Raw genomic sequence first — 14,467 nt, 5'->3', positions numbered from 1 at the left:
CACACCTCCCTATTGAAGCCGGAGACACCGGCCGACGACCCAGCCGGGTCGAGCACCGAGGAGCATGACGATGACCGCCTCACCGACCAACCCCATCGAGAACCGTCCGATCACGAACCCCGGCGACGAGATGCTCACCCTCCAGGAAGCCTGCGCCTTCCTCCGCGTCCCCGAGGGCACCCTGCGCTACTGGCGCCACCTCGGCGCCGGACCACGGAGCTTCAAGATCGGCCGCCACGTCCGCTACTGGCGCAGCGAGCTCGTCCGCTGGCTCACCGAGCAGGCGAGCCGTCCACAAAACCACCGCTGAGGCCGCCTGCCGTTCTCTCGCGGAGTAACCATGGAGTCATCCCGAAAGGAGCATCGTCATGGCGGGGAACATCGCCAAGCGGGAGAACGGCAAGTGGCGGGCGCGGTACCGCGACGAGGCCGGCAAGGAGCACTCGCGGCACTTCGACCGCAAGATCGACGCCCAGCAGTGGCTGGATCAGGTCACCTCGGCGGTCGTCACCGGCACGTACGCCGATCCCCAGGCCGGACGGGTCACGTTCGCCGCGTTCTTCGGCGAATGGTCGGCCCGCCAGGTCTGGGCACCCGGCACCGTGCTCGCGATGTCGTTGGCCGCCAGAACGCCGTTCGCGGGGAAGCCGATGAAGGAGGTCCGCCGATCCGACATTGAGGCCTGGATCAAGCAGATGAACGCCGCGGGTCTCGCCCCCGGCACGATAAAGACTCGGTACGTCAACGTCAGGTCGGTGTTCCGCGCCGCCGTCAAGGACAAGGTGATCGGCTCCGACCCGACCGACGGCGTGCGCCTCCCCCGCCGACGGCGGTCGGACGTCGCCATGTCGATTCCCACTCCCGAGGAGGTGGGACAGCTCATGGCCGTGGCCGAGGGACGGTTCCGGCCCTTCATCGCCCTCTGCGCGTTCGCCGGCCTGCGGCTCGGCGAAGCCGCTGGGGTTCAACTCGGCGACGTGGACTTCTTGCGCAAGACGCTCAAGGTCTCCCGCCAGATCCAGCGCCTCAACGGCGGGGAGATCGACGTACGAGCGCCGAAGTATGGCTCCGAGCGCGTGGTCTACCTGGCCGATGGCCTGGTGAACGTGCTCGCCAAGCACGTCGCCGACTACGGCACCGTCGGGAAGAGTCGCTGGCTCTTCGCCGGCGAGGAGGAAGGCCCTCCGCACCAGAACACCGTCGGCTACTGGTGGCGCAAGACGCTGCGCGACGCCGGGCTGTCCGGCATCAAGCTCCACGACCTGCGCCACTTCTACGCCTCCGGGCTGGTCGCGGCCGGGTGTGACGTCGTGACCGTCCAGCGCTCGCTCGGCCACGCGAAGGCGACGACGACCCTCAACACCTACGCCCATCTCTGGCCGACCGCCGAGGACCGTACCAGGAAGGCAGCCGAGTCGATCATGTCTACGTCCCTCGGGGAGCCTGCCGCCCCCTCAGCAGAGACAGCGGTGAACACGGCCGAGTGAGCCGTGTCGTTGGCCGCAGATGTACCGCCCCGCGCGTCGCCTCGCTCACCGCCGGTTTCGCGCCCGGCACGGCGTGCCGCATGCGCGGATCTGCCAAGTTCCGGACGCCCGCCTATCCGGTTCGCCGCCCCCGGATCTGCCGATGTCCGCTGAGCCGGCGGGCGCGGTCCGCGATGCCTGGACAGTCTTGCGCCGGTGACCTGGCGGACTGCGCTCGTCGCGTACTTGCCGACGTAGGTGACGGTGCAGCCGGCGTGCATCCCAAGCGAGCCTTGACGTCTCGTGGCCCACGAGCAAGTCCGGCCCCGGCGCAACCCCGGCGTGGTTGCGAGCCCGTCAGATGCTGGGATCGAGGAGCCCGAGCGCGAGCGCCGCGAGCAGTGCAGCGACGGTAGCCGAGGCGACGGCGACGACCGCGGCCGCCCACACCAGTCGCTCGACCGCCCGAGCCCTGCGCGTTTGCACACCGACCAACTCGATGTGCCGGCTCTCCTGAACGTTCTCCTGCCGGCGAGCGGCAAGCTGAGACAGACGCCTATCAGCCGCGACGTAGCCAAGGATCCGGCTCAGCATTCCCAACAGCCACGCCACGCCCACTCCTGCGGCCGATCGACCCCGCGAATCCCCGGTATCACGACCAGCGGCGTCAATGGGAGTGCTTGTGCGAACCAGATAAATCCACTCCTCAACGGGTACACCAGCGCTTGACAGGGCCTTCCTAGCTTCACTATGGCGGCTCTCTCGACAGGCTAGAAGTAGTGCCAGAAGCCACACGCCGAGATCCCGGGTGAAGGGGTCCCTGAACCTCTGCCGGAGATCCTCTAGGGACAACTCGCTAGACGTCGGATAGGAAGCCTTACCGGCCGTCGGGTCGGCCATCGTCTCAGCGCGCCGCTGAAGATCGGACGCGGAATCGTCTGTCGTTCTCGACCTCCAGAAGGCCACCTTCGAGCCGAGGCGCGACCACGACGACGGACGGCTCTCCGCGGCGGACTGGGTCTTGGGCGGCGTTGACCCCTCAGTCCCACTCTTAGCGTCCGGCCCAAAGGTAGGCAGCTCGGCCGGCACAGATCCATCCCCGAGTTTCGCCTCATCGGCTGCACGCGCGCTGTTTGCTCCCCCGTCCAGTGCCGGCAGAAGCTCCTCGAAGCTCACACGTGGGACGTACGAATAGGGCTGCCGGGCGAGCAATCCGCGGTCGAGTTGGGCGAGCGCCGCCCTGATCCGGGTCCTATCCACGCCATCCTTAGTGCCTTGCACACCCCGGCGGGCAGCCACTCCTGTCACATGTAATACGTGCCACCCGGACTTGGTCCGAACTGCGTAATCATCGCCTCGCTTCTCCTCGACGATCGCACGGGCGACGACCTTGAGCAGATAAGCATGTTCGTCCGCTCCACGGGACCGCGCAAAAGCCGACACGGCGGCCGAACCAGCTGCCTTGGCGAGGGCCTCGGCGACAGGCACTGCGGCCACGAACTCAATAACCATCGGCGGTTACTCCTCCGGGTGCCGGCTCACCAGCCTGGCGCACTCAAGCTCTCCCCAACCATAGCGCCGCCTTCGGTACGTGACTACGGATCGGCGAGCCGGGCAGCAGCCCGTTCAGCCCCCCACATGCGTGTAGCGCGGGGCCGAGTGGTCATGACCGTGCGACAGGCACTCCGTCGTCCGAGCCTCCTCCCGCCGCTTTACTCTGTCACGCTCGCCCGGATCTGCCGCCGTGAGGGTGCGTTCCCACCTCGACGATCAGCCACGAGCATCCCACTGGGATGAGCTTCTCAGCCCCCGCTCGGCCAAACTGATGTCGTGCACCTCCCCCGCCGCCGTCGGTCGGACGTGGCCATGTCGATCCCCACTCCGGAGGAGGTGGGGACAGCTCATGGCCGTGGCCGAGGAACGGCTCCGGCCCTTCATCGCCCTCTGCGCGTTCGCCGGCCTACGGCTCGGCGAAGCCGCTGGGGTCCAGCTCGGCGACGTGGACTTCTTGCGCAAGACGCTCAAGGTCTCCCGCCAGATCCAGCGCCTCAACGGCGGGGAGATCGACGTACGAGCGCCGAAGTATGGCTCCGAGCGCGTGGTCTACCTGGCCGATGGCCTGGTGAACGTGCTCGCCAAGCACGTCGCCGACTACGGCACCGTCGGGAAGAGTCGCTGGCTCTTCGCCGGCGAGGAGGAAGGCCCTCCGCACCAGAACACCGTCGGCTACTGGTGGCGCAAGACGCTGCGCGACGCCGGGCTGTCCGGCATCAAGCTCCACGACCTGCGCCACTTCTACGCCTCCGGGCTGGTCGCGGCCGGGTGTGACGTCGTGACCGTCCAGCGCTCGCTCGGCCACGCGAAGGCGACGACGACCCTCAACACCTACGCCCATCTCTGGCCGACCGCCGAGGACCGTACCAGGAAGGCAGCGGAGTCGATCATGTCCGCGTCGCTCGGCCAGCCTGCCCCGCCTCCAAACGAATCGGCGGCGAGCACCGGGCGAGTGAGCCCTGGCCTTGATCGCGGATAGACCGCCCTGGGCGTCGCCTCATTCGCCGCCGGTGCGCGCCCAGGGCGGCGTGCCGGACGCACGGATCTGCCGATATGCGTGTCCAGCTGGGCTGGATCGCGCGGCATCCACGCATCGAGCACGACCTTCTAGGCTGACCGGTGATCAGGCAGGTATCGCGAGCGTCGATGCTGGCCGTTGCGTAATGGTACTGCGGGTAGTACCGTCGTGGCGTGCCGTCAGTGGCGAAGATCGTGGCTCAGATGCGAGCCAACCCGAGCAACATCAGGTATGAGGATCTCGCCAAGGTATGCGAGCACTACTTCGGCCCCGGCCCAGGACCAGCGGCGGCTCGCACGCCGTGTTCAAGACCCCTTGGCCCGGCGACCGCGAGTGAATATCCAGAACGACCACGGCAAGGCCAAGCCGTACCAGGTCCGACCGGTCCTGGCAGCGATCGGGAAGAAGGTGGCAGCCCAGTGAGCACCGCGATGCCCGACGTCTCGCACTACACCTACCGCATCAGCTGGTCTCCCGAGGACGAGGAGTTCGTCGCCACCTGCCTTGAGCTACCCTCCCTGTCCTGGCTCGCCCCCACACAGGAGGAGGCCTTGCGCGGCCTGCGCGACCTGGTGAACGACGTCGCCCAAGACCTGCACCGAAGCAGCGAGCCGATCCCCGAGCCTCTGTCCTCACGGGCCTATTCGGGGAAGTTCAACCTCCGGGTCGGCGAGCGACTCCACCGCCAGCTCGCCATCAAGGCAGCCGAAGAACACCTCAGCCTGAACCAGTACGTCGTCCGCAAACTCGGCGACGCATCCTGAGCTAACACATCCTGTGTTGCCGCGCACCGGGCGGTGCGGACGCCGTCGTAACGGCCGCGTACTTCGTTCGAGTCGGCGACTCGTCGCGAGCTCGAGCTGGGAGCAATGCTTAGAGGATGGTCTCTACGGGCGCTGCAGATGACCGGCTTCTGGGTGTCGCGGTGAACATCATCGCGCTCGTTGTCGGGTTCGTGATCAACCGCGCGCCGCAAGTCGCCGGTCCGACCCTCGCCCGTGTGGACGCGCGCTCGCTGCCGCGAGGGCGGCTACGCTCGCCCGGACCTGCCGCGCTGAGGGCGGCTACGCCCACATCAGTGCCGTTGTCAGGACGCCACTGAGCATGGGTGACCGCCTGCCGGGCACACACGGCACGGTGGCGTAAGGGGCGTCGAGGGCATTTCCGGCGCACCGGCGTTGTTGTCCGGTCATGGTCGACGACGCCGCGGATCCTGACGTCGAGCCCGACGACACGGGACTGCTCGACGCGTACTCGGCTGCGGTCGTGCGCGTCGCGGAGACGGTCCTGCCCAGTGTGGCCAGTCTGCTGGTGCGGACGACGCGGGGCTCCGGGGCCGGCAGCGCCAGCGTGCTGACCCCAGACGGGTACCTACTCACCAGCGCGCACGTCGTGGAGGGCGCCGAGACGGTCCAGGCCACCTTCACCGACGGCACCGAGGCGACCTCCGACGTCGTTGGACGTGACTCGCTGTCGGACCTCGCGGTGCTGCTGACGCGCGGCGGCGCGCCGAATCCCGTGACCCTCGGCGACGCGTCCCGACTGCGCGTCGGGCAGCTCGTCGTCGCACTCGGCAGCCCGCTGGGGCTGGCGGGCACAGTCACCGCCGGCGTCGTCTCTGCGCTCGGACGATCGCTGCCCACCCGCTCCGGGCGCGTCGTCGACGAGGTCATCCAGACCGACGCCGCCCTCAACCCCGGCAACAGCGGGGGCGTCCTGGCCGACAGCACTGGGCGCATGGTCGGGGTGAGTACTGCGGTCGCTGGCGTCGGCCTCGGCCTGGCGGTGCCGATCAACGGCACTACGCGGGCGATCATCGACACGCTGATGACCCACGGACGCGTCCGGCGCGCAGCCCTCGGCATCGTCGGTGCGCAGGCGCCGTTGCCTCCCGACCTCGCCCGGTCGCTCGGACGGCGGACCGGTCTACAGGTCGTGGACGTGATTCCCGGCAGCGCCGCCGCGGAGGCGGGCCTGCGGCGGGGCGACGTCGTGGTGGCGATCGCCGGGGAGCGCATCGCCACCACGACGGCGATCCAGCGCCTCATGGTGGAGGGCGCGATCGGCCGCCCGCTGGAGATCACCGTCTGGCGCAACGGCGCACTCGTCGACGTCATCGCCCTGCCCCGCGAGCTGGCCGGCGCCTGACGGGCAGATTCTCTTGCGGACTGTGTGCGGACTGGGAGCATCCAGCACCGCTCTGACCTGCGCAAACGCGCTGATTCACACGTTGAAGCGGAACTCCACCACGTCGCCGTCCTGCATGACGTACTCCTTGCCCTCCATGCGCACCTGGCCGCGCGCCTTGGCCTCGGCCATCGAGCCGGCGTCCACGAGCGCGTCGAAGGAGACGATCTCGGCCTTGATGAAGCCGCGCTGGAAGTCGGTGTGGATGACACCGGCCGCCTCCGGGGCGGTCGCGCCCTTGGGGATCGTCCAGGCGCGGGCCTCCTTCGGCCCGGCGGTGAGGTAGGTCTGCAGGCCCAGGGTCTCGAAGCCGACGCGCGCCAGCTTGTCCAGGCCCGCCTCGTCCTGCCCCGCGTCCGCGAGCATCTCGGCGGCCTCGTCGGGCTCGAGCTCGACGAGCTCGGACTCGAACTTCGCGTCGAGGAAGATCGCCTCGGCCGGTGCGGCGAGCGCGCGCAGCTCTGCCTGCATGGCCTCGTCGGCCAGGCCCTCGTCGTCGGTGTTGAAGACGTAGATGAAGGGCTTGGCGGACAGCAGCTGGAAGGAGGCGACGTGCTCGGGGTCCAGCCCGGCCTTGTCGGCTCCGGCGGAGATGGCGGTGCCCTCCTCGAGCAGCGCGAGGGCCGCCTTGGCCGTGTCGAGGACGGCGGCGTCCACCTTCTTGCCGCGCACCTCCTTCTCCAGGCGCGGGACCGCCTTCTCCAGCGTCTGCAGGTCGGCGAGGACCAGCTCGGTGACGATCGTCTCGATGTCGTCGGCCGGGGACACCTTGCCCTCGACGTGGACGACGTCCGGGTCACTGAACGCGCGCGTCACCAGGCAGATGGCCTCCGCCTCGCGAATGTTGGCGAGGAACTGATTGCCCAGCCCCTCCCCCTCCGAGGCACCCCGGACGATCCCGGCGATGTCGACGAAGGACACCGTCGCGGGCAGGATCTTCTGCGAGCCGAAGATCTCGGCGAGCTTCTCCAGCCGCGGGTCGGGCAGCGGGACGACGCCGATGTTCGGCTCGATCGTCGCGAAGGGGTAGTTCGCGGCGAGCACCGTCGCGCGAGTCAGGGCGTTGAAGAGGGTCGACTTGCCGACGTTCGGCAGTCCCGCGATTCCGATGGTAAGAGCCACAGGCGTCGAGTCTACGTGGCACACCGCCCAACCCGCCCCGCCCGTGCGCCCCTTCACACCACCATGCGCCCCGTGACTCCGCCTCCGGCCGGCTCAGGGCCCGACGACGGTCACGGCCGCCTCGCGCCGGGGGTCGGTCGCCCCGGCCAGCGCACCGGTCTCCGGGTCGACCTCCAGCGCGTTGACCGACCCGAAGGAGTACGTCGAGCCCGGCACGACCTCGACGGCGTACCCCCGCGCCGCGAGCCCGTCGCGCACGTCACCGGGCAATGACTCCTCCACCCGCATCGTGCGCCCCTCCAGGTGGAAGCGTGGGGCGGCCACCGCCTCCTCCAGGGACTGGCCGTGCCACGCCCACCGTGCGTACACCCCGGTGAGGATGTTCGGGATGAGGCGGCCACCGGGTGAGCCGATGACGAGGACCACCCGTGCGTCGTCGTCGATGACGACGAGCGGCATGGACCAGCTGACCGAGCGCTTGCCGGGGGCCGGCCGGTTCGCGGCGGACTCGATGGCGGAGAAGCGCGAGAGCTGGTCGTTGAGGAAGAAGCCGGCGCGGTAGGTCCCCGAGCCGAACCAGTGCGTCAGGGTGTTGGTCATCGACACGGCCGTGCCGCTGGCGTCGACGACGCTGATGTGCGTGGTGTTCGGCGTACCCTCGTAGCGGGTGGACGTCGTCGTGGCGGCCGCAGAGGTCTGGGGGACGTCGGCGGCGAGCGCCGCGTTCCGGTCGGGGTCGGTGAGCTCGGCGACCGGAACGTCGACGAAGGCGGGGTCACCGAGCACGGTGCTCGTTGACTCGTCGGCCACCTCCCAGGCGCGCGAGACGCGCTCGATGAGCTCCACGGACCCCGGCGCCGCCTCCCCCGCGCCCAGCGCCTCGGCCACCTGGAGCATCTGCACCATCGGCGCCCCCGGCAGCGGCGGCATCGGCGCGAGGACCTCGTGGTCCCCGACGACGCCGCGCACCGGCTCGCCGCTCACCACCTCGTACCCCGCCAGGGACCCGGCGTCGATGCCGGGAACCCCGACGAGCGCGGCCGCGAGCGTCCCCGTGTAGAACGACTCCGGACCCTCGTCGGCCAGCGTCCGCATCGTCGCGGCAAGCTCCTCCTGGACGAGGACGTCCCCCTCGGCGAGCGCCTGACCCCCGGAGCGGAACTGCGGGAGCTCGGCGACGATCCCCGGGCCGACGTCCTCCCGCAGGCGGGCGGCGAGCATGCCCGAGGCCGGGTCGCCGTCGGCCGCCAGCTCGATGGCCGGGGCGAGCACCTCGGCCCACTCCGTCTGCCCGTGGGCGTCGTGCAGGGCCGCCATCCCGGCCACGAAGCCGGGGATGCCGGTGCCCGACGGCGGGATGACACCGTCGACGGGCACCACCTCCCGGTAGTCGTAGGCGACCGCCTGTCCGCCGTCGCCGCCCGGGACGACGATCGCGGCGCCGCCCCCGCCGATGCCCGAGGCGTAGGGCTCGACCACGGCGACGGCGAAGGCCGCCGCGATCGCGGCGTCGACGGCGTTCCCACCGTCCTGCAGCACGCGGATCCCGGCGTCGACGGCGGCGGGGTCCCCGGCCGCGACCCCGTAGGAGGCGGGGCTCGACGTGGGCGAGGGCGTGGGGGACGGCGAGGGGGGCGCCGTCGTCGTGGGTGCCGCGGACGACGGCGAGGGCTGCGGCTGCTGCGGTCCGGAGCTGGTGCAGGCAGCGAGCGACGCGGCGACGACGACGGCGACGGTGAGGCGGACCGGTCGGGTGGGAGCGGGCACGAGTTGCCTCCTTGGGTCGGATACCTACGGTAGGAGCAGATTGGCGGGGCGCATCCTGCCGGCACGACGATCGGAGGCGACGTGGCCGACGCCGCCGACGCCATGGCCAGGACCGGGACGGCGGGCCACGGTCCGCGCGCCGCCCGCGTGCTCGGCATCGACGCCGCACGTGCGCTGGCGATCATCGGGATGGTGACGGTCAACGTCGGACCCGTCGAGTCGACCGAGCCGGGCGCCTGGTTCTACCTGCTCGCCCACGGCCGCGCCTCGATCCTGTTCGTGCTGCTCGCCGGCATCGGGTTCTCCCTCATGACGCGGCGCGTGCGCGAGGCGCGGGAAGGGCTGCGGCCGCTGTGGGCGGCACTGGCCTGGCGCTGCGCGGTGCTGCTCCTCGCCGGGCTCGCGCTGCAGCGCCTCGGCCACGAGGTCAACGTCATCCTCGCCGTCTACGCGCTGCTGTTCGTCGTCGCCGGGGCACTCGTGCGGGCCGGGGACGGGCTCCTCCTCGTGGTCGCGGGCCTCGGGGCGACGGTCGGCCCGGCCCTGTGGCTCGGCCTGCAGGTGCGGGCCGACGCGCCGTTCTCCGGCCGTCCCCCGCAGCTCGGCGACCCGCCCGCCGAGGTCCTCCCCTCCCTCCTCCTCACCGGCCCCTACCCGCTGGTCACGTGGGTGGCACCGTTCGCGCTCGGGATGTGGCTGGGCCGCCGCGACCTCACCGACCCGGCCCTGCAGCGCCGCCTGGCGGTGCTCGCCGGCGCCGTCGCGGTGGCGGCCCCGCTACTGGCTCGGCTCGCGGCACGGCTACGTGGCGGGCGCGTGGGCGACCTCTCCTGGGAGCTCCTCCTCACCGATGCCCCGCACGGGCAGATGCCGCTGTGGATTCTCGGGGCCACCGGCACGTCGGTCCTCCTCCTCGTGGTCTGCCTGGCCCTCGAGCGCCGGTGGGGGGACCGTCCGCTGCGGCCGCTCGCCCTGCTCGGCCAGCTCTCCCTCACGTTCTACGTCGCTCACCTCGTGGCCCTGGCCTGGGTGCGCCCGCTGCCACACACCCTCCTCCAGGGAGCGGCGATCAGCGCGGTCATGGTCGTGGTGGCAGCCGTCGCCGCCGTGCTGTGGCGACGCCGCTTCCGGCGCGGCCCCCTCGAGGTGCTCGTCAGGGCACCGTGGACGTGGCGGGCGTGAGGCGCGGTCGGTGCGGGAGCGCGCTCCCGGCTACCGCACCCGCACGGGCTGTGCCACGGTGAGGGCACGCCGTCCGCTCCAAGGAGGACCCATGCCCGACCTCGACGCCCTCACCAGCTCCCACCTCCAGGCCGCGCGGGCCGACGAGCACGGACGCAGTGCCGAGCTGCTCGTGCACGACGGCGTCCTGCGTCAGTCGATCCTCGCCCTGCGCGGCGGCACCGAGCTCGCGGAGCACAACTCGCCGCACGCCGCGAGCCTCCAGGTGCTCGTCGGCCGCGTCCGCGTGACCGGTGAGGACGAGCCCGTGCTCGCGGCCGGCCAGCTGCACACGCTGACCCACCAGCGCCACGCCGTCGCCGCCCTGGAGGACTCCGTCTTCCTCCTCACGACCGTCACCGGGCTGCCCGGCGAGCCGCCGCAGTCCCCCTGACCGGGAGCCCGGGCGCGACTGCGATGATGGGGCGGTGGAGCCCGCCATCGTCTTCCGCGCGCCGACCAGCCGCGTCTACGCCGTCGCCACGTGGGTGGTCGCCGCCGTCGTGCTGGGCGCCTTCGTGGCGAACGGCGGCCCGAACGAGGTGCTCGCCTACGGCGCCCTGCCGGTGCTGCTCGCGGTACTCGGCTGGACGGCGTTCTGGCGGCCCCACGTGCGCGTGGAGCGGGCGGGCGTTCGGGTCGTCAACGTGCTGAGCACGACGTGGGCGCCGTGGGCCGCGGTCACCGGGACGCGCACGCGGTGGGGCCTGGAGCTCCTCACCCACTCCGGCACGGTGGGCGCCTGGGGCCTCCCGGCGCGCAGCGCGATCGGGCGGTGGGTCCGGACGACGCGGGACGAGCCCGTGGTGACGTCGCTGCGCCGGCTGGACTCCGACGTCGCCGGCGGTGGCGAGCCCGGCACCGCGGCCGAGCTCATCGAGGAGCACCGGACCGGACACCTGCAGGCCGGGAGCACGGGCGTCGACCGCCGGCTGGACATGCTGCCGGCCGGGCTGCTGCTGGTCGTGACGGGCCTCGCGATGGTCACTCTGCTGCTCTGACCCAGCCGCGCCGCGGCGCTGCGCCCACCGATGTCGGTGGCCGCTGACACCCTGGGGCCATGGACACGACGACGGCGATCATCCTGGCCGTGGCAACCCTCGCCCTGGGTCTCGGTGCCGGGCTGCTGCTCGGGCGGGTCCGCGCGGAGGCGGGAGTCTCCGCCGCCAGGCAGGAGACGGCGTCGGCGCGGGCCCGGGCGGAGGCGCTGGCGGCCGAGTGCGCCGACCTCAAGGACCGCGCCGCCCGCGACCACGACGTGCTGCGCGCGCTCGCCCCCGTGCGCGCCACGCTCGCGCAGGTCGGGGAGCACGTCGCCGAGCTGGAGCGGGAGCGGACCGAGCAGTTCACCGTGCTCGCCGAGCGGCTGCACGCCGCCCAGCGCAGCGACGCCGAGCTGCGCGCCACCACCGCGAGCCTCGCCGGCGCGCTGCGCTCCGGCACCGCCCGCGGCCAGTGGGGCGAGGTCCAGCTGCGCCGCGTGCTCGAGGCCGCCGGCATGCTCCGGCACGTCGACTTCCTCGAGCAGCCCACGCTCGCCGGCCTGCCCGGCGCGCGCGCGGACGCGACCAACGCCCGGCCCGACGTCGTCGTCCACCTGCCGGAGGGCAAGTTCCTCGTCATCGACGCCAAGGTGCCCTTCGACGCCTACCTCGAGGCGAGCGGCATCACGGCGGTGGACGACCCCGCCGCGTCGGACCGCCGTGAGCGGCTGCTCGCCGCGCACGCCCGCGCCCTGCGCGGCCACGTCGACGCCCTCGCCTCGCGCCGCTACCACGAGCAGCTGAGCGGCAGCCCGGAGCTCGTCGTCATGTTCGTGCCCTCCGAGGGGCTGCTCGCGGCCGCGCTGGAGACCGATCCCGGCCTGCTCGAGCACGCGCTGCGCCTGGGCGTCGCCCCGACCGCGCCGGCCTCGCTGCTCGCGCTGCTCCGCACGACGGCCACGATCTGGTCCTCGGCGACCGTCACCGAGGACGCCAAGCGGCTGCTCGACCTCGGGCGCACCCTGTACGAGCGGCTCGGCACGGTGGCCGGCCACGTCGGCCAGCTCGGGCGCACCCTGGAGAGCGCCGTGCAGCACTACAACCGGCTCGTCGGGTCGGTGGAGTCGCGGCTGCTCGTCACCGCCCGCGGCTTCGACGGCCTCGACCACGGCGCCCTGGAGGTGAGCGAGCTCGACGGCGACCGCGGGCAGGTGCGGCGGTTCACGGCCGCCGAGCTCACGGCCGACCGCATCGCCTGAGGCAGCACGGCTCGACCGCCGCGGCCCCGAAGGGATCGCCGTCGGGCCGAGCGGGTGTGGGAGCCCGCCAGGAGGAGACGGGTCAGGACCGTCGGCCGTGAGTGAGCAGCTGCTCACGCACGACGCGGCGCAGCACCTTGCCCAGCTGCGAGCGCGGGAGGTCCTCGAGGATGGCCACCGCGCGCGGCATGGCGTAGTGGGACATCCGGTCCTCGGCCCAGCGGCGGACGGCGGCGATGTCGACGCTGGCGCCGGGCTCCAGGACGAGGGCGGCGACGACGCGTTCCCCGCGCGACCCGTCCGGCACGCCGACGACGGCGACGTCACGCACACCGGGCATCGCGCGGACGGCGTCCTCCACCTGGGAGGGGTAGACGTTGAACCCGCCGGAGATGATGAGCTCCTTGCGACGGTCGGCGAGCGTGACGAAACCGTCCGCGTCCCGCCGGACGAGGTCGCCGGTGCGCAGCCATCCGCCGTCGAGCATGACCTCGGCCGTGGCGTCGGGGTCCTGCCAGTAGCCCGCGAAGACCTGCGGGCCGCGGATGAGCAGCTCGCCGACCTCGCCGTCGGGGACGTCGGTGGCGGGCTCCTCGGGGTCGACGACGCGGATCTCGGTGGCCGGGAACGGCAGGCCCAGCGCACCCGGGCGGCGCTCGGGGCTCAGCGGGTTGCCCAGGGCCACCGGCGAGGTCTCGGTCATGCCGTAGCCCTCGATGATGAGGCCGCCGGTGACCCGCTCCCAGTGGGCGGCGACCTCCGGGTCGAGCGCCATGGCGCCGGAGATCGCGAAGCGGACCGCGGTGAGGTCCGCGCCACGCTCCTCCGCGGCGGAGGCGAGCCTGTCGAACATCGGCGGCACCCCGCCGAAGAAGGTCACCGGGCGGCGCTTGACGGCCGCGAGCACCATGTCGACGTCGAAGCGGGGGAAGACCATCTGCGTGGCACCCAGCCGCACGGCCGTGGTGAGGGACAGGGTGAGCCCGAAGGCGTGGAAGAAGGGCAGGACGGCGGAGAAGACCTCCTCGCCGTACCGCAGGCCGGCGACCCAGGCCGAGTTCTGCGCGACGTTGGCCACCAGGTTGCGGTGGGTGAGCACCACCGCCTTCGGGGTGCCGGTCGTGCCGCCGGTGTGGAGCAGCACGGCCGTGTCGAGCGGTCCGGGACCGGCGTGGTCGGCGGCCAGCGGCGAGCTACGGCGCAGCGCACGCTCCCAGCTCACCACGCCCGCCGGGACCGGGCCGCGCATGACCTCCCGCTGCGCGCGCGCCGCCGGGAGGGGCAGGCGCAGCAGCATGCGTGACCGCCGTGGGAGGGCGGCGGTGAGGTCGACCGCCAGGACGGTGCGGCCGCCGAGGTCCCCACCCGGGGCGACCTTGTCGAGCGACTTCTCCCAGGCGACGACGACCCGTGCGCCGTGCGCCTCGAGCTGCGCGCGCAGCTCTGCCGACGAGGCGAGCGGGTTGTGCTCGGCGACGACCGCGCCCAGCCGCAGCGCGCCGTAGAAGGCGACGACGTGCTGGGGGCAGTTGGGCAGCACGAGCGCCACGCGGTCCCCGGCGCGCACCCCCGCGGCGGCCAGCACTGCGGCCGCGCGGCTCACCTGGTCGGCGAGCTCGCGGTAGGTCGTCGTCGCGCCGAGGAAGTCGAGGGCGACGTTGTCCGGGACGTTCGCGACGGCGTCGTCGAGAAGGTCGGGAACGGTCCAGTCGGGGACGGTGAAGGTGTCGGTCATCTGCGCTACTTCGATCGGGGACACCACGTGCTGGCGCCGTGGTCACCGTAACCTACGGATGCGTAGGTTGCCCGACGAGGAAGCCGCCCCGAGGCTCCCTGGCCCGTGCCCCGCGTCGCGAGCTGGATCGTATGCGCGCGGAGCGTCCGCGCCTC

13 protein-coding genes are annotated in these 14,467 nt (G+C 72.1%); 9 read left to right on the top strand and 4 right to left on the bottom strand.

Features of this window, described 5'->3' with window-relative positions:
* Positions 1 to 70: 70 nt before the first annotated feature.
* A complete protein-coding gene (locus tag VR894_RS07390; protein WP_152191427.1) occupies positions 71 to 310 on the top strand; it encodes a helix-turn-helix transcriptional regulator in 240 nt (79 codons plus the stop codon).
* 58 nt (positions 311 to 368) lie between these two features.
* Positions 369 to 1,487, top strand: coding sequence for a site-specific integrase (locus VR894_RS07385; protein ID WP_324650728.1), 1,119 nt, complete (start codon positions 369 to 371; stop codon positions 1,485 to 1,487).
* A 336-nt stretch (positions 1,488 to 1,823) separates the two neighbouring features.
* Here VR894_RS07385 and VR894_RS07380 read toward each other — a convergent pair whose 3' ends face one another.
* The gene (locus VR894_RS07380) at positions 1,824 to 2,978 is read right to left on the bottom strand and encodes a hypothetical protein (protein ID WP_324650727.1); all 1,155 of its coding nucleotides are present in this window, start codon (positions 2,976 to 2,978) and stop codon (positions 1,824 to 1,826) included.
* A gap of 391 nt (positions 2,979 to 3,369) precedes the next feature.
* Between VR894_RS07380 and VR894_RS07375 the strand changes: the two genes are divergently transcribed.
* The 3 genes from VR894_RS07375 (at position 3,370) to VR894_RS07365 (ending at position 6,186) form a co-directional block, all read left to right on the top strand.
* Positions 3,370 to 3,999 (top strand): site-specific integrase, encoded by a 630-nt coding sequence (locus VR894_RS07375; protein WP_324650726.1) that lies wholly within the window; start codon positions 3,370 to 3,372, stop codon positions 3,997 to 3,999.
* A 458-nt stretch (positions 4,000 to 4,457) separates the two neighbouring features.
* The gene (locus VR894_RS07370; protein WP_324650725.1) at positions 4,458 to 4,802 is read left to right on the top strand and encodes a type II toxin-antitoxin system HicB family antitoxin; all 345 of its coding nucleotides are present in this window, start codon (positions 4,458 to 4,460) and stop codon (positions 4,800 to 4,802) included.
* Between the two features lie 427 nt (positions 4,803 to 5,229).
* Positions 5,230 to 6,186, top strand: coding sequence for a S1C family serine protease (locus VR894_RS07365; protein WP_324650724.1), 957 nt, complete (start codon positions 5,230 to 5,232; stop codon positions 6,184 to 6,186).
* A gap of 75 nt (positions 6,187 to 6,261) precedes the next feature.
* On the opposite strand, the gene ychF is transcribed toward VR894_RS07365, so the two are convergent.
* Both ychF and VR894_RS07355 read right to left on the bottom strand, forming a co-directional pair.
* Complete coding sequence (gene ychF, locus VR894_RS07360) at positions 6,262 to 7,347, bottom strand: redox-regulated ATPase YchF (protein WP_324650723.1); 1,086 nt, start codon at positions 7,345 to 7,347, stop codon at positions 6,262 to 6,264.
* 93 nt (positions 7,348 to 7,440) lie between these two features.
* Positions 7,441 to 9,114: a gamma-glutamyltransferase gene (locus VR894_RS07355; protein WP_324650722.1), complete on the bottom strand. Its 1,674-nt coding sequence runs from the start codon at positions 9,112 to 9,114 to the stop codon at positions 7,441 to 7,443.
* A gap of 81 nt (positions 9,115 to 9,195) precedes the next feature.
* Between VR894_RS07355 and VR894_RS07350 the strand changes: the two genes are divergently transcribed.
* The 4 genes from VR894_RS07350 to VR894_RS07335 all read left to right on the top strand — a co-directional run bounded on the left by VR894_RS07350 (position 9,196) and on the right by VR894_RS07335 (position 12,577).
* Positions 9,196 to 10,296, top strand: a complete 1,101-nt coding sequence (locus tag VR894_RS07350) for an acyltransferase family protein (RefSeq protein WP_324650721.1) — start codon at positions 9,196 to 9,198, stop codon at positions 10,294 to 10,296.
* Positions 10,297 to 10,387: 91 nt separating this feature from the next.
* On the top strand, positions 10,388 to 10,729 hold the full coding sequence (locus VR894_RS07345; RefSeq protein ID WP_324650720.1) for a cupin: 342 nt from the start codon (positions 10,388 to 10,390) through the stop codon (positions 10,727 to 10,729).
* Between the two features lie 34 nt (positions 10,730 to 10,763).
* Positions 10,764 to 11,336, top strand: a complete 573-nt coding sequence (locus VR894_RS07340; protein ID WP_324650719.1) for a PH domain-containing protein — start codon at positions 10,764 to 10,766, stop codon at positions 11,334 to 11,336.
* Positions 11,337 to 11,395: 59 nt separating this feature from the next.
* Positions 11,396 to 12,577 carry a DNA recombination protein RmuC gene (locus VR894_RS07335; RefSeq protein ID WP_324650718.1) on the top strand — a complete coding sequence of 394 codons (1,182 nt, stop codon included), beginning with the start codon at positions 11,396 to 11,398 and terminating at the stop codon, positions 12,575 to 12,577.
* Between the two features lie 82 nt (positions 12,578 to 12,659).
* On the opposite strand, the gene VR894_RS07330 is transcribed toward VR894_RS07335, so the two are convergent.
* Complete coding sequence (locus VR894_RS07330; protein WP_324650717.1) at positions 12,660 to 14,312, bottom strand: AMP-binding protein; 1,653 nt, start codon at positions 14,310 to 14,312, stop codon at positions 12,660 to 12,662.
* Positions 14,313 to 14,467: the final 155 nt, after the last annotated feature.

Source organism: Georgenia sp. H159 (assembly GCF_035607575.1).
Classification (GTDB): Bacteria; Actinomycetota; Actinomycetes; order Actinomycetales; family Actinomycetaceae; genus Oceanitalea.
The sequence above is the reverse complement of the archived record's forward strand: the minus strand, read 5'-3'. Positions and strand labels throughout refer to the sequence as shown.